The 14,463-nt window shown below is 67.4% G+C and carries 13 protein-coding genes; 5 read left to right on the top strand and 8 right to left on the bottom strand.

Going from position 1 to position 14,463, the window contains the following annotated elements; translation table 11 throughout:
* The first annotated feature begins 4 nt into the window (after positions 1–4).
* Positions 5–904: a LysR family transcriptional regulator gene (locus SB764_RS02465; protein WP_065063818.1), complete on the top strand. Its 900-nt coding sequence runs from the start codon at positions 5–7 to the stop codon at positions 902–904.
* Between the two features lie 9 nt (positions 905–913).
* Here the strand turns inward: SB764_RS02465 and SB764_RS02460 are convergent, their stop codons facing one another.
* Positions 914–1,390, bottom strand: coding sequence for an OsmC family protein (locus tag SB764_RS02460; protein ID WP_065063820.1), 477 nt, complete (start codon positions 1,388–1,390; stop codon positions 914–916).
* A 209-nt stretch (positions 1,391–1,599) separates the two neighbouring features.
* On the opposite strand from SB764_RS02460, the gene SB764_RS02455 reads away from it, so the two are divergent.
* On the top strand, positions 1,600–2,253 hold the full coding sequence (locus tag SB764_RS02455; RefSeq protein ID WP_410862529.1) for a GNAT family N-acetyltransferase: 654 nt from the start codon (positions 1,600–1,602) through the stop codon (positions 2,251–2,253).
* Here the strand turns inward: SB764_RS02455 and SB764_RS02450 are convergent.
* The 5 genes from SB764_RS02450 to SB764_RS02430 form a co-directional block, all read right to left on the bottom strand.
* The gene (locus tag SB764_RS02450; RefSeq protein ID WP_074983274.1) at positions 2,208–2,756 is read right to left on the bottom strand and encodes a GNAT family N-acetyltransferase; all 549 of its coding nucleotides are present in this window, start codon (positions 2,754–2,756) and stop codon (positions 2,208–2,210) included. The two genes, SB764_RS02455 and SB764_RS02450, sit on opposite strands and share 46 nt — an antisense overlap.
* Positions 2,757–2,804: 48 nt before the next feature.
* Positions 2,805–3,401, bottom strand: coding sequence for a helix-turn-helix domain-containing protein (locus tag SB764_RS02445; protein ID WP_065063826.1), 597 nt, complete (start codon positions 3,399–3,401; stop codon positions 2,805–2,807).
* 61 nt (positions 3,402–3,462) lie between these two features.
* On the bottom strand, positions 3,463–5,082 hold the full coding sequence (locus tag SB764_RS02440; RefSeq protein ID WP_410862527.1) for an EAL domain-containing protein: 1,620 nt from the start codon (positions 5,080–5,082) through the stop codon (positions 3,463–3,465).
* A 270-nt stretch (positions 5,083–5,352) separates the two neighbouring features.
* Positions 5,353–7,176, bottom strand: a complete 1,824-nt coding sequence (locus SB764_RS02435; RefSeq protein ID WP_322004987.1) for a diguanylate cyclase — start codon at positions 7,174–7,176, stop codon at positions 5,353–5,355.
* 118 nt (positions 7,177–7,294) lie between these two features.
* Positions 7,295–8,194, bottom strand: a complete 900-nt coding sequence (locus SB764_RS02430) for a LysR family transcriptional regulator (protein WP_065063832.1) — start codon at positions 8,192–8,194, stop codon at positions 7,295–7,297.
* Between the two features lie 170 nt (positions 8,195–8,364).
* Between SB764_RS02430 and SB764_RS02425 the strand changes: the two genes are divergently transcribed.
* Positions 8,365–9,639, top strand: a complete 1,275-nt coding sequence (locus tag SB764_RS02425; protein WP_410862524.1) for an MFS transporter — start codon at positions 8,365–8,367, stop codon at positions 9,637–9,639.
* 107 nt (positions 9,640–9,746) lie between these two features.
* On the opposite strand, the gene SB764_RS02420 is transcribed toward SB764_RS02425, so the two are convergent.
* A complete protein-coding gene (locus SB764_RS02420) occupies positions 9,747–10,388 on the bottom strand; it encodes an HD domain-containing protein (protein WP_065063836.1) in 642 nt (213 codons plus the stop codon).
* 139 nt (positions 10,389–10,527) lie between these two features.
* Here SB764_RS02420 and SB764_RS02415 point away from each other — a divergent pair, with 139 nt between their 5' ends.
* Both SB764_RS02415 and SB764_RS02410 read left to right on the top strand, forming a co-directional pair.
* Positions 10,528–11,502: a GlxA family transcriptional regulator gene (locus SB764_RS02415; protein ID WP_065063838.1), complete on the top strand. Its 975-nt coding sequence runs from the start codon at positions 10,528–10,530 to the stop codon at positions 11,500–11,502.
* Positions 11,503–12,020: 518 nt separating this feature from the next.
* Complete coding sequence (locus SB764_RS02410; RefSeq protein ID WP_065063840.1) at positions 12,021–13,475, top strand: sensor histidine kinase; 1,455 nt, start codon at positions 12,021–12,023, stop codon at positions 13,473–13,475.
* Between the two features lie 103 nt (positions 13,476–13,578).
* Here SB764_RS02410 and SB764_RS02405 read toward each other — a convergent pair whose 3' ends face one another.
* Positions 13,579–14,076: an acyl-CoA thioesterase gene (locus SB764_RS02405; RefSeq protein ID WP_065063843.1), complete on the bottom strand. Its 498-nt coding sequence runs from the start codon at positions 14,074–14,076 to the stop codon at positions 13,579–13,581.
* Between the last annotated feature and the right edge of the window lie 387 nt (positions 14,077–14,463).

Raw genomic sequence — 14,463 nt, 5'->3', positions numbered from 1 at the left:
CTGTATGGCCTCGAATCTGAACTGGGAACTCTACCGGACCTTCCTCGCGGTGCTCACCGAGGGCTCGCTCTCGGGCGCGGCGCGCGCGCTCGGCATCACGCAGCCCACGGCGGGGCGGCACGTGGTCGCGCTCGAAGCCGCGTTCGGCCAGCCGCTCTTCACGCGCTCGCCCGCAGGCTTTTTGCCGACCGAAGCGGCGCGCGCATTGCGCGGCCACGCCGAAGCCATGCGCTCCACGGCGGCCGCGCTCGAACGTGCGGCGGCGGGGCAAGGCGACGGCATGCGCGGCGTGGTGCGCGTCTCGGCGAGCGAAGTGGTGGGCATCGAAGTGCTGCCGCCGGTCCTCGCGCAACTGCGGCGCACGCATCCCGAACTCGTCGTGGAACTGGTCGCGACCAACCGCGTGCAGGATCTGCTGCAACGCGAAGCGGATATCGCCGTGCGCATGACGCAGCCGCAGCAGGAGATGCTGATCGCGCGGCGGATCGGCGAAACGGAAGTGGGGCTGCACGCGCGCGCCGATTATCTCGACGCCAGCGGCACGCCGCGCACGCTCGCCGACCTCCCGCAGTTCGCGCTGATCGGCTATGACACGGTCACGCCCTTCGTGCGCGAGGCGACGCGCAAGTGGCCGTTCTGGAAGCGCGAGGCGTTCGCGCTGCGCACCGACAGCGACGTCGCGCAGTTCGCGATGATCCGCGCCGGTTGCGGCATCGGCGCGTGCCAGGTCGGCATCGCGCGGCGCGACGCCGCGCTCGTGCGGGTGTTGCCGCGCGCGTTCGCGATCCGCCTGCCGGTGTGGATCACGATGCACGAAGACCTGCGCGGCAATCGCCGCTGCAAGGCCGTGTTCGATGCGCTCGCGAGCGGCCTCGACGCCTATCTTGCGAGCGCGCGGGCGTGATCGCCCGGCTTACGCGTCCGCCTGTACGATGACCGGCTCGCAGCGAATCGGGAAATTGACCGAGTTCGCGACGTAGCACTTCTCATGCGCCGTGTGATGCAGATGTTCGGCGCGCGCGCGGTCGTCGCCGGCGCGGATCGTCACGCGCGGATGCAGCACGATTTCCTTGAAGCGGCCTTCCTCGGCGGTGTCGATCATGGTGCCTTGCGCTTCGTCCACGTAATCGAGCACGGCGATGCCCGCGTCGGCGCACAGATGCAGATACCAGAGCTTGTGACAGGCGCTCGCCGACGCGACGAGCAGATCTTCCGGATTCCAGCGCGCGGCGTCGCCGCGAAACGCGGGATCGGCCGAGCCGGGAATGGCGGGCTTGCCGGCCGATTCGATCAGGTGGTCGCGGTCATAGTCGCGATAGCCGCTCGTGCCGCTGCCGCGATTGCCGGTCCATTGGACTTTCACTGTGTACATGTGTTCGCCGTGCGCCATTGTCGTTCTCCGTGTGGTCGGGTGGCGCTATTGTCTCATCGACGGATGAATCGGTTGGCGTTGAATTATTTAATTCGGATGCCGTAATAATTTGCGCGATAAAAAACATGCGATATTCACGCGAATCGCCACGATTTTTACGGGATTTTTGCTTGAGGCATGCCGGGGCCGACCCTAGACTTCGGTTCAGCACAACGACAGGAGAGGCCATGTCCACGCGCCGCGCCCCGCAAGCTCAAGACGAACGCGACGAGCGCATTGTCTGCACGCCGCCCGGCATGGGCCGTCTGGTGCTGCGGCGCTTCGATCCGCAGCGCGATTCGTGGGAGCAGCTTACGCAACTGTTGCACCGCGCCTTCGCGCGGCTTGCGTCGCTCGGGCTGCATTGCGCGTGCGCGGATCAGGGCGCGGGCGCCACGCGTCAGCGCGCGCTGGCGGGCGATTGTTTCGTGGCGGTGTGCAGCGGGCGGATCGTCGGCACGTTGACCATCGAGGGCCGCGACGGCGCATCGCCTTGCGAGCAGTATCGTTCGCGCGGCGTGGCGTCGGTGCATCAGTTCGGTATCGAGCCGACGTGGCAGAGTCGCGGCATTGGCCGTGCGCTGCTGGCGTTCGCGTCGCACTGGGCCGCCGCGCGCGGCTGCACGCAACTCGCGCTCGACACGCCGTTTCCGGCCGCCGATCTGATTGCGTTCTATCGCGCGCAGGGTTTCAGTCTCGTCGATGTCGTGCGCTTCGCGGGCCGCGGCTACGACAGCGCCGTGCTCAGCAAACCCGCCGCCGCGAATCAGCCGTTCGCGCCGGCGAGGTCCGGCATTCAGCCGTCCACCGGCTGTGCGGGCGTGGCCAGATTGAGCTGGTAGAACGCCGCGTCGAGCCATCGGCCGAACTTGAAGCCGACTTCCTTGATCGTGCCCGAGTGCGTGAAGCCGAGGCGCGTATGCAGCGCGATGCTCGCGGCATTCGTGGCGTCGATGCAGCCCACCAGCACGTGCAATTCCTTTTCCTGCGCGCGGCGGATTAGCTCGCGCAGCAGGCGCTCGCCGAGCCCGAGGCCGCGCGAGTCGCGATGCACGTAGACGCTGTGCTCGACCGTGTACTTGTTGGCCGGGAACGGGCGGAACGCGCCCCAGCTCGCGAAGCCGAGCAGCGTGCCGGCTTCGTCCACCGCGCCCACGACCGGGAAGCCGTTCGCGCGCTTGACCTCGAACCACGTGCGCATCGCTTCCGGCGCGCGCGGCTTGTAGTCGTACAGCGCGGTCGAATTGACGATGGCGTCGTTCAGAATCTCGAGAATGGCGCCCGCGTGCTCAGCCTCGGTGCATTCGATGAACTTCACGCTGTCGCGCGGCGATTCGGTATTCATAAGGATTCCTGTGCAAGCGTGATGAAAATTCGGCGACGCCGCGCCGTGTCAACTGCCGCGCGCGTCGCAAATCGCGACGAGGTAGCGCGCGGGCTGGGAAGCCGGATTGCTGAAAATCAGCGGCTGGTCGAGCCGCATCGCGAGGCAGTCGCCCGCTTCGAGCGCGTGCAACTGATCGCCGAGTTCGACATTCAGGCGGCCTTCGAGCAGCCAGACCTGCTGATGAAACACGTGCTCGCGGCTACCGGTTTCATAGGCCACGCGCGCGCCGGGCGGAAAGTCCACTTCGACGAGCTGAATGGGCGAGGGCCAGTTGGCCGGCGAGAGGCTGCGGCGCGTGTAGCCCGACTGCGGGTCGCGCCATTGGCTCTGGGCGTCGCGGCGCGCGAGCGGTTCGGCGGGCGCGGACTCGCTCGCGCCGCCGAACAGGCTCGCCATCGATACGCCGAGACCCGACGCGAGTTTCTCGAGCACGACCGCCGTGGGACTGGCTGACCCGCGCTCGATCATCGAGATCATCGAACGGCTCACGCCGCTGCGCGTGGCCAGCGCTTCGAGCGTGAAGCCGCGCGCCGCGCGCAATTCGCGCACGCGCTGGGCGATGCGCTCGTTGATGCCGGTGTCGGTCGGGCTGTGTTCTGACATAGTGGACGCATTATCCACTAAGTTGGAATTTGTGGTCAATATGCTGGAAATGAGGCGCGGATCAGGCGCGCGGCGCGGCGTGCGCCGCCGCTTCGTCCTCGCGCTTCGCCGGGGACGGCCCGGACGTCTGCGCGGCCGCGACCCAGCGCGCGAACTCGGCGGCGGGCATGGCCTTCGCGTAGAGCCAGCCCTGCGCGAACTGCACGCCGCGCTCGCGCAGATACTCGGCCTGCTGCTCGACCTCCACGCCCTCGGCGATCATCATCAGCCCGAGCTCGTGCGCGATGCCGATGATGTGCGGCACGATCGCGTTGACTTCCGCGCCGGTCGCGAGCGCGTTGACGAAGGCCTTGTCGATCTTGATGCCGTCCACGGGCAAGTCCTGCAGATACGACAGGCTCGAATAGCCGGTGCCGAAATCGTCGATGAGGATCTTGTGGCCCGCGTCGCGATAGCGTTGCAGCACGGGCGCGGTCTCGCTCGCGTCGATGAACGCGCGTTCGATGCATTCGAACCAGATCTGGTCGCGGTGCACGTCGTGTTTCGCGAAGCCGCTTTGCAGCGTTTGCAGCGCGCGCGAGGAAGTCAGGTCGTCGCGCGTGAGGTTGATCGACACGTGCATGTCGCGGCGCTTCGCGAGCAGCGCGCCCACGCCCTCGAACACCGACTCGATCACGCGGTCGGTGATCGCGTGGATCAGACCGAGCGATTCGGCCATCGGGATGAAGCTGTCGGGCGAGATCACGGTGCCGTCTTCGAGCGTCCAGCGCACCAGCGCCTCGGCGCCCACGCAGCGTCCGCTTTGCAGATCGACGATCGGTTGCAGCCACGCCGCGAACTGCCGCCGCCGGATGCCTTCGAGCAGGGCGCTGCGCGGCGTGCGCAGCTTGCGCCGCCAGCGCAGTACGAGCCAGGTCAGGAAGCCACTCGCAAGCAGCGCGGGCACGGCGAACAGCCTGAGTTGCGCGAGCATGTCGGGGCGCACGCGGTCGGCGGGCTCGTAAGCGATCACCGCAATCGGATAACGGCGCGAGCGTTCGACCACGTAATAGCGCTTTGCGAAAAAGGGCTTGCCGCCCTCGCGCGTGAAGGCGGCCTGCACGAGTTCGGCATTCGCACGCGGCCAGCGCGCGATGATCGTGCCGTCGCCCGATTCGAGCAGCGCGAGTTCGATGGTGTCGTCGAGCGGGACGATGTCGAGATAGAAGCGCGGATCGATCACCACGATATGCGCGCCGAGACGGATGCTCAGCATGCGCAGTTCGTTGCCGCGTTTGCCGATTTCCGAATGCCACGCGCTGAAATCCGCGCCATACGACCATTCGGCCGGCGGCAGCGTGCGCGCGACGTTGCCGTGCAGCGACGAGCAACGGATGGTCTCGCCGTCGGTCCAGGCCACGTTGCGGATGTAGCGGAACTGCTCCTCGGTCTGCCGCAGCGCCTGCAGATGGGCGGGCGTGCACGGCGTGTTGTCGAGACTCGTGAGCGCCCGCAACGCGGCGACGGCGTCGTTCGTGACGAGTTCGGCGCGCATCAGCGCGCGGCGCGAATATTCGTCGACCTGCTGGCGCTGATTGCGCTCGACGACGGCGTCGGACGCATACGTCACCGCCGCGAGCGTTGCCGAGAGGGCAAGCGCCACGAGACAGAACGTCGTCAGCGCGGTCAGTCGTCGTTTCATGCGGGGAGCGCACGCGAGGGAAAAGCGTTGCGCCCGATGTTAGCGGTTTTCGCGTTGGGCCGATGCGGCACTGCGCGCCGAAGCGCGAGCGAGTGCGGGGCGAGTGCGGGGCGAGTGCGGCGCGGGCGATTCAGGCGATTCGTTGCGCATGAATTTGCCCGCGAATGCGCGCGCGAATTCGTGCATGAATGCGAACGCTGAATCGCGCCCTGCGTGGCGCCCCGAATGGTGGAACCGAATGCCGCCTGGGTTCGCGAAGTGACGCCCGCGCTACGCGCCGAGCGTCTGCGGATCGGCGATCACGACGCGGTTGCGCCCGCTTTCCTTCGCGACGTAGAGCCGCCGGTCGGCGACTTGCAGCAGCGGTTCGTAGTGCGCGGGGCCGTCGGCGGGACAGACCGCCACGCCGATCGACACCGTGAACGGAATCGCTTCCGGATGCGCCGCGCTCGCGGGCCCGGCGAGATGTTGCGCGTGCACCTCGACCGCGAGTCGCACGCGCTCGGCCACGGCGCTGGCGGTCGCGAGATCGGCGCCCGGCAGCAGCGCCGCGAATTCCTCGCCGCCGAGACGCGCGGGCACGTCCACGCCGCGCAGGTTCGCGCGCAGGATCTGCGCGAGCAGCGTGAGCACGGCGTCGCCGGCTGCGTGGCCGTAGCGGTCGTTCACGCGCTTGAAGTAGTCGATGTCGAGCATCAGCACGGCGAGCGCGGAGCGATCGGACGCGGCGCCTGCATTCGGCATGTTCGCGTCCTGCGTGTCACGCGTATCGTCGGCGCGCTGCGCGCGTTCGACGGTTTCGGCAAACGCCTCCTGAAAGCGGCGGCGATTCGCGAGGCCCGTGAGCGGGTCGCTGCGCGCGAGCGTTTCGAGCCGTCCGCTCGCCTCCACATAATTGCCGAAGATATTCTTGACGATAAAAAGCGTGCCGACGAGCAGCAAGACCAGCACGGCCCACGCGGCGATCAGCGGGCTGCTGAATACGCGGCGCGCGGCGGCGAGCGTGAGTTCGCGGTCGTCGGTGGCGGCCATCAGCATCCAGTGCGTCTGGCCGATGCGCTGATACAGCAGGTAATCGCCGCGCCGCTCGATATAGCCCGAGCCACGCTGCATCCAGCGCCCGGTGGAGTCGCGCGCGATCTGCAGCAGAGCGAGGCTGAAACGACGCGGGCGTTCCTCGGTGAGCACGCCGTTGCGAAAGTAGACCACGTTGCCGTTATTGTTCAGGAGACCGAATTCAACGGGCGGCGCGTTTTCCAGTACGTCGCCGGGGTCGGCCGTCGCCAGTTGCAGCGAGAGCAGACGCGACTGCGTGATGTCCATGACCACCGCGCCGCGAAAACGGTCGTTCAGATAGATGGGCGCACTGAGCGTGGAGATGGCCTCGCCTTTTTGCAGGCCCGTATAGACCGGCGTCCAGAGCACGTCGCGCGATGGATTGCGGTCGGGAAGCTGGCCGCGATAGTAGTTCATGCTGCTGAAGCGGCGCAGCAGCGCGGGCACGCTCATGCCGTGCTGCTCGGGCGAGATCACGAAGACGCCGTTCGTCGAGATGAAGGCGACGGTGCTTTGCACGGCGTCGGCGTGCTGGCTGATGTCCACGAGCGGACTGATCGCGCGGGCGAGCGCGATGTCGCCGGGCAGGTCGACGTCGTCGCGATGAAAACCGGGCAGCCCCGCGAGCGTCGCGGCGTTGGTGCCGAACACGGGCGGACCGTTCACTTCGCCGGTCGTCTGCCAGGCGACTTGCGTGCTGGCTTGCAGCGCGCGCTGCACGGCGGGGTCGAGCATGCTGCCGCGCGCCTCGGGCGCGGCGGCGAGCACGTGTTCGGCGTAATTACGCAGGAAGGTCAGGCGGCGGCGCTCGGCTTCGATCAGCGCGTCGACGCCCACGGCGCGCACCTGCAGATCGCGCAGACGGCTTTGCAGGTCGTAGCGCGTCATGTTGTAGAGCTGGCGCAGGCCGACGAGCGCGACGAGCAGCATCGCCACGCCAAAGCAGAGCGTGACCACGAGATGCGGCCGCTTCATGATCATGCTGGAGAGAACGCGCACCGGCGTGCGGTTCGCGGTGTCCTGCGCGCTGCGCTGCATCGTGCCCGGCCCCTTCGGAGATGTGCCTGTCTGCGGGAATGCGCGGCGTCAAGCATAGCATCGGGTCGCGGCGCGGGCTTGGTGCGTGACGTGGCCGAACGCGCCCGGCTTGACGGCTTCAGTCGCGTCCGGCGTGCTGCGCCAGCGCGACGAACTGCCGAAGCGTCGCCGAGGTATCGCCTTCGCGCCAGCCGAGCGAGAGCTTCGCGCTCATGCGCACGCCGGTCACGTCAAGATAGCGCACGCCCTTGACCTGCACCTGCGCGATGGCGGCGGGCACGATCGACACGCCGAGGCCCGCCGCCACCAGATTCACGACCGACGCGATCTGCGGCGCGGGCTGCGCGAGCCGCGGACTGAAGCCCGCTTCGGCGCACGCGCGCACGATTTCCTCGTTCAGCGTGATGCCCGCGGGCCCGGGCACCAGCACGAAGGGCTCGTTGGCGAGTGCGGCCAGCGGCAGCCGCCGCCGCGCGGCCAGCGGATGCGCCGAGGGCAGCACGATCTTCATCGGCTCGTCGGGCAGGCGCTGGACCGCGATGCCGTCCAGCTCGGTCAGCGTCGTGCGGCCGGGGCGGAAGAACACGGCATCGTGACGGCCTTCGGCGAGACCTTGCACGAGGATCGGCGTGTTGGCTTCGTCGAGCGTGAGCTGCACGGCGGGGAAGCGCTGCGTGTAACGCTGGATCAGCGTGGGCACGAGCGGATTGAACGCCGCCGAGCCGGTGAAGCCGATGCGGATCTGTCCCGACTCGCCGCGCGCCGCGCGTTGCGCGGCCTGGGCGGCGCGCGTGGCGTCGTCGAGCACGCGGCGCGCCTCGACCAGAAACGCCTCGCCTGCCTGCGTGAGCGCGGCGCCTTGCGGCGTGCGCACGAACAGCTCGACGCCCAGCTCGCGTTCGAGACTCTTGATCTGCTGGCTCAGCGGCGGCTGGCCGATGCCGAGCTTTTCGGCGGCGCGGGTGAAGTTGCGTTCGGCGGCGACGGCCACGAAATAGCGCAGATGACGGAGTTCCATGCGATGCCTCGGGTTCCGGTGGGCGTGCTCAGGCGTGACGCGCGTGACGGATGTGCTGGCGAGCCAGTGCTAAAACATATCGCGTTAGCCAGTTCCATATATTGGACAGTATAACGACGCGGCGGGACAATTTGCCTCGTCATTGCAGCTTGCCGCGAGGCTCCGTCATCATGAACACCCAATTCGCCGCGACGCGCCGCGCGTCGCCGGCCGCTTCATCCGCACCTTCGCCAGCCCCCACCCGCACGGGCGTCGATCCCGGCTCGTCCGCGTACCGGCGCATCAGCATCGCGTTGTTCCTCGCCGGTTTCGCGACGTTCTCGCTGCTCTATTGCGTGCAGCCGCTGCTGCCCGTGTTCGCGAGCGAGTTCCATATCGGCGCGGCACAAAGCTCGCTCGCGCTCTCGCTCTCGACGGGCCTGCTCGCGATCTCGATCCTCTGCGCAGGCGCGTTGTCCGAGCGCGTCGGACGGCGCGGTCTGATCTTCGTATCGATGACACTGGCCGCGCTCTTCAACGTGATCGCCGCGCTCGAACCGTCGTGGCACGGCATTCTGATCGCGCGCGCCTTCGAAGGCTTCGCGCTCGGCGGCGTCCCGGCGGTGGCGATGGCCTATCTCGCCGAGGAAATCTCCGCGGGCGGCCTCGGTCTTGCGATGGGGCTGTACGTGGGCGGCACCGCGTTCGGCGGCATGATCGGGCGCGTCGGCATGAGCTGGCTCGCGGAGCATCTGTCATGGCGCACGGCCATGCTGACGATCGGGGTGATCGACGTGATCGCGGCGCTGGCGTTCTTCGCGCTGCTGCCCGCGTCGCGCCACTTCGTGCGCCGCGCCGATCTGAGCCCCGCGCATCATGTCGCGCTGTGGCGCAAGCATCTGTCCGCATCGACGCTGCCTGCCGTGTTCGCCACCGGCTGCCTCGCGATGGGCGTGTTCGTGACGGTCTACAACTACGCGGGCTTTCGTCTGCTCGCGCCGCCGTTCGATCTGAGCGCGACGCAAACCGGCATGATCTTCTGCGCGTATTTCGCGGGCATCGTGGCGGCGTCGGCGGCGGGCGCGCTCGCGGATCGCTGCGGACGCGCGCCGGTGCTGATCGGCGGCGTGATCGTCGCGGCCGTCGGGCTGGCGCTCACGTTGTCGAGCGCGCTGGCGCTGGTGGTGATCGGCATCGTGGTGCTGACCGTGGGCTTCTTCACGACGCATTCGGTCGCGAGCGGCTGGGTCGGGCAACTCGCGGACGGCGCGAAGGGGCACGCCACGTCGCTCTATCTGCTGGCGTATTACCTGGGATCGAGCGTGCTGGGTTCGTGGGGCGGCTGGTTCTGGCAGAAGGGCCAGTGGCCTTCGGTGGCGGGTTTTGCGTTCGCGTTGCTGGCGGCGTGCGGCGCGCTGGGCATCGTGATCGCACGCAGACAGGCGCTCGCTCGCGCGCCAATCTGAAGCCGCGAATCATAACGAGCATCGCCGATGCAAACAGGCGCGCGCCGGCTTCACCGGCTGCGCGCTTTTTTTATTCACGCGAACCTCACGAGAACTTCACGAGGACTTCACGCGGCCCAAGCCGAACAGCGGATCACGCTGCAGAAGTTGCCTGCGTGGAAATGCGGGTCCTTGTCGGCGAGCACGTCGGCCTTCACGTTGCCGAAGGTCGTCTCGGGCTTGTGCTTGATGCCGTCGTAGAAGGTCTGAATGATGTCTTCCTTGAAATGCGGCGTGCGCGGATGCGCGTGCACCACGGCGTCGCGCTCGGCGTGGCTGTACTCGTGATACGTGAGGCCGAGCACGTCCATTTCGACGCCAGCCGTCACCAGCGCGATCACCGGATGCATGTGCTGAGGGATGCCAGGCGTGGTGTGAAGCGCGATGGACGTCCACACGAGATCGATATCCTGTTGCGAGATGCCGCGCGCGCGCAGGAAGTCGCGCGCCGCGTTCGCGCCGTCCACTTCGAAGCGCTCGTGCGCGCTGCTATGCGCATGCGTGAGGCCGACGTCGTGGAACATCGCGCCCGCATAGAGCAGTTCGCGGTCGAACTTCAATTCGCGCTTGAGGCCCGCGAGCGCGCCGAAGTAATACACGCGGCTCGAATGGTTGAACAGCAAGGGCGATTCGGTATCGCGCACGAATTCGGTGATTTCGCGTGCAAGCTGGCTATCGGGGATGGCAACGTCTGCGAGTTCGAGGCTCATGGCGGGACTCCGTCGGGTGGGTGTGGAAGTCATTGTGGACTGTGCTAGCATTGTCCTGATTCGACTGAGAACGTCGATTTCTGCCATTTCACGCGGAATCAGGACATAGCGCCCGCGTGCCCTCCGGAGCCCGATCCTCATGCCCAGAATCGTCGCCATTCTTGCGCTGCCCGGCGTGCAGCTGCTCGACGTGAGCGGCCCGCTCGACGTCTTCGCCCAGGCCAACACGGAGTCGGGCCGCGCGTTCTACGACCTGCGCGTGATCGCGTGCCGCGCGGGCCCGATCCGCAGTTCGTCGGGCGCGCGTCTGCTGCCCGACGCGGTGGCGGGGCAGACGACGGAGCGCATCGACACCTTGCTCGTCGCCGGCGCGCCCGACGCCGCCACCCAGCAGCTCGCGCCGCGCGTGCGCGACTGGCTGCGTACCACGGCGGCGCGCTCGCGGCGCTTCGGCTCGGTCTGCACGGGCGCGTTCGCGCTGGCCGCGAGCGGCCTGCTCGAATCGCGTCGGCTGACCACGCACTGGGCGTCCGTGGACGCGCTTGCGCAGGCGTGTCCCGGCGTGGTCATCGAGCCCGATTCGCTCTACGTGCGCGACGGCAAGCTGCGCACGGCGGCGGGCGTGACGGCGGGGCTCGATCTCGCGCTGGCGCTCGTCGAGGAGGATCTCGGGCGCGAGATCGCGCTGCGCGTGGCCAGTCAGCTCGTGATGTTCTTCAAGCGGCCCGGCGGCCAGCTGCAATTCAGCCGCAAGGGCGAGACGCAGCCGGCCGGGCGCTCGGCGTTACAGGAATTGCAGCGCTGGGTGGCGGCGAATCCGGAGTTGCCGCATCGCGTGCCGGAACTGGCCGCGCGGGTGAACCTGAGTCCACGCCATTTCGCGCGGCTCTTTCAGGCCGAAGTGGGCGTGACGCCCGCCGCGTGGGTGGAGACGGCGCGCGTCGACGCGGCGCGCGCGCTGCTCGACACGCAGGACGAAGCGCCCAAGCGCGTGGCCGCGCGCTGCGGTTTCGCGAACGCCGACATGCTGCGCCGCGCCTTCCTCAAACACGTCGGCGTGACGCCCGCCGAGTACCGCCGCCGCTTCGCGGGCGGGGTGCACGCGGCGGCATAAAAGGCCGGTTATCGCGAACCTGACCCGTCGCGCATCAAAGCGCCAGCCCGCGCGGCATCCGGCGCGCGGAACGCGGGAATATTTCATACAGAAGGCGACGATCCCGGCGATAATCGCGGAGTTCGAACGGCGCGCGCCGTGGCCGATGCGGCGTGCATGAAGGCGGCGGGCCCGGCCCGCGAGCGAGATTCCGGGGCGCCGCTCGAAGCGGCTCAATGGCGCAATCCGGCACGCAATCGAACTCGCAAGCGAACTCGCAAGCGAACTCGCAGTCAGGCACGCAGTCAATTACGCAATCAGGCAGCAAACGGAACGGGCCGCACGGGGATATCCCGTCAACGGGAGACGCGGCCAGGGCGCCACGCGCGAACGCGCATCGTCGCGCGGCATCACGCCGGGGCGTGCATGATGCGCGTACGGAGCGGGCGCGAAGGTTGCGCAGGAAACGATGTGCGATGCACGCTGAGTCCGCGCCGTGCGCCGTTCAGCAAAAACAAAAACCCACGCGACATATTTTTATGTACTCGATCTTGCCCGCGTTCGTGTCCGCGTTGTTTCTCGGATTCGGCGTGTACGTACTGCTGACGGAAGGCGTCACGCGGCTCTCGGTGCCGTTCGCATCGATGTGCGCGACCACCTTCGTCTGGCAAGGCACGTGGGCATTCCTGTTCCAGACCTCGGACCCCGAACTGGCGGGCGTGCTGGTCAAGTTCGGTTATCTCTTCATCCTGTTCCTGCCCACCACGTTCTATCACTTCGTGATCGAAGTGAGCGCGCGGCGCAGCGAACGGCCGTTGCTGCTCGCGTCGTACGGGCTGAGCGTCGTGCTCGCGATGCTGCTCGCGGTCAGCGACGAAGTCGTGTCGGGCTACGGCACGTTCTTCTTCGGCAAGTATCCGCATGCGGGACTGCTGCATCCGCTGCACGTCGCGCAGACCGTGCTGCTCGCCTTGCGCAGCGGCTGGCTGCTGCTCTCGGCGCGACGCCAGACCGAGGCGCGCGACCGCCGCAAGCTGCTCGATCTGTGCCTGCTGAGCCTCGGGCTCTATGGCGTGGCGGCGACCGATTACGCGGTCAATTACGGCATCGCGTTCTATCCGGTGGGCGCGGTGTTCATCGCCGTGAGCCTCGGTATTCTCGCCGTCACCATCGTGCGCTACGGGCTCATGCGGCCGTATCTGCTCGCCGCCACGGTGGCGCATGAAGTGGCCACGCCGCTCGCGGCCATCGGCATGCATGCGGAGGAAATCGGCAACGTGCTGCCCGAACTCATGCGCGGCTATCAGCTCGCGGTGCAGCACCAGCTTTGCGTCGATGGACTGTATCCGGGGCAGTCGGAACGTTTGTCGACGCTGGCCACCTCGATCCGCCGTCAGGTCGACAGCACCAGCACGGTGGTCGAGATGTCGCTGGCGTCGTTTACGCTCGACCGGCTCGACCGGCGCAGCTTCGAGGCCTTTCCGATCCGCTCGTGCGTCAACGCGGCGCTCGAGCGCTTTCCGTTCCGGCCCGGCGAACGCGAGATGGTGCAGGTCGAGGCCATCGATCCGCAACTGTGCTTTTCGGGCTCCGATTCGCTGGTCGTGTTCGTGCTGTTCAATCTGCTGAAGAACGCGCTGTTCGCGATTCACGCGGTGGGCGCGGGGCGCGTGGAGATCAGCGCGGCGAGCGAGAACGGCTACTGCGTGCTGCGCTTCACGGACAGCGGCCCGGGCATCGCGCCCGATGTGCTGCCGCATATCTTCGAGCCGTTCTATTCGACCAAATCGCACGGCAAGGGCGCGGGCATGGGGCTGGCGTTCTGCCGCCGCGTGGCCGACGCGCTGGGCGGCACGATCGTCTGCGAGTCGGTGCCGGGGCTCGCGACCACCTTCACGCTGCAACTGCCCGAGCCGGGTTCCCCGGCGGACCGCGCGCTGCACGAGTCGCCGGGGAAGCCCCGCCGCACGGCGGGGCAGGACTACGCGGGCTGAGCGTATCCGGCAGTTTCTACCGGATGACCGCCTGCCTCGGTTTCAGACAGCATGCCGCCGCGTTGCCGCTTTCCTGGCGCGGCGAACGAAGCACCGGACGCGCTCAATTCGCGCTGGTCGGCAGAACGAGCTCGTATTCCTTGACGCGCTCGATGATCCCCGGCGGGAAACGGCGAATCCGCTTGTCGGTGCCGGCAAAGAGAATCTGCTGGTAGCCGAGCGAAACGGGCCGTCCGTCCACGCAAAAACGGAACACGAGATAGGCCGAGCATTGGCGCACCTGGAAGGTGTTCATGTAGCAGTCGACGCGCTGAAACGGAAACGTCTCCTGCACATATTCCTGATGCGCGCGCTTCGTCACGAAGACGCCGCCCGCCGCGAGCAGATTGTTATGGATGCATTCGTGGAACCAGCGCTCGCGGCAAATGCCCTGCCACTCGAAATAGCGGGCGAAATACGTGTTCATGAAAGCATTCGAGTCCTTGAGATAAATATCGATGACGTGATGGAAAGTCTTGCTCGGCTTAGCCTCCATGATTTCGTCGGAAAATCCGTTGGCGCCACGGGAGAGCACTGCGGGGATCGATTCACGGGCATTCATGCGATTGACTCCAGATCGGAATGGCCGCTTGCGGCGGCCGCGCATGTCTTCGATGTTTGAAGACATGCCCCCAATTCTGTGCGCGTTCCCCGGCAGCCAATACCGCTGTGGCCACATACTCGAGGCGGCGCTCGAAGGTTTGGCTGGATTGGCGCGCAATGGCGATGCGCGCAAACGTTTTCTGCGCGATCGCGCATGGAGCCGGGGTTGTGGCGTCGGCGCAGCGGCGTGGCCTGGCGCTGGCCGAATGGTTGCCGAGTGCGCCCGCGAGGCCCCATAATCACCGGGCGGCGGCAAGGCGGTGCAGCTTGCCGTAATGCCGGAGCCCGCGCGAGGCTCCTGCCGCCATCGCATCTGTTCTTCGAGCACGAGACGTGAAAGCGCGGC

It is taken from the genome of Paraburkholderia sp. SIMBA_027 (assembly GCF_046535315.1).
In the GTDB taxonomy this organism is placed as follows: domain Bacteria; phylum Pseudomonadota; class Gammaproteobacteria; order Burkholderiales; family Burkholderiaceae; genus Paraburkholderia; species Paraburkholderia tropica.
Note: the sequence above shows the minus strand (reverse complement) of the source record. Positions and strands in the feature narration are given on the sequence as shown.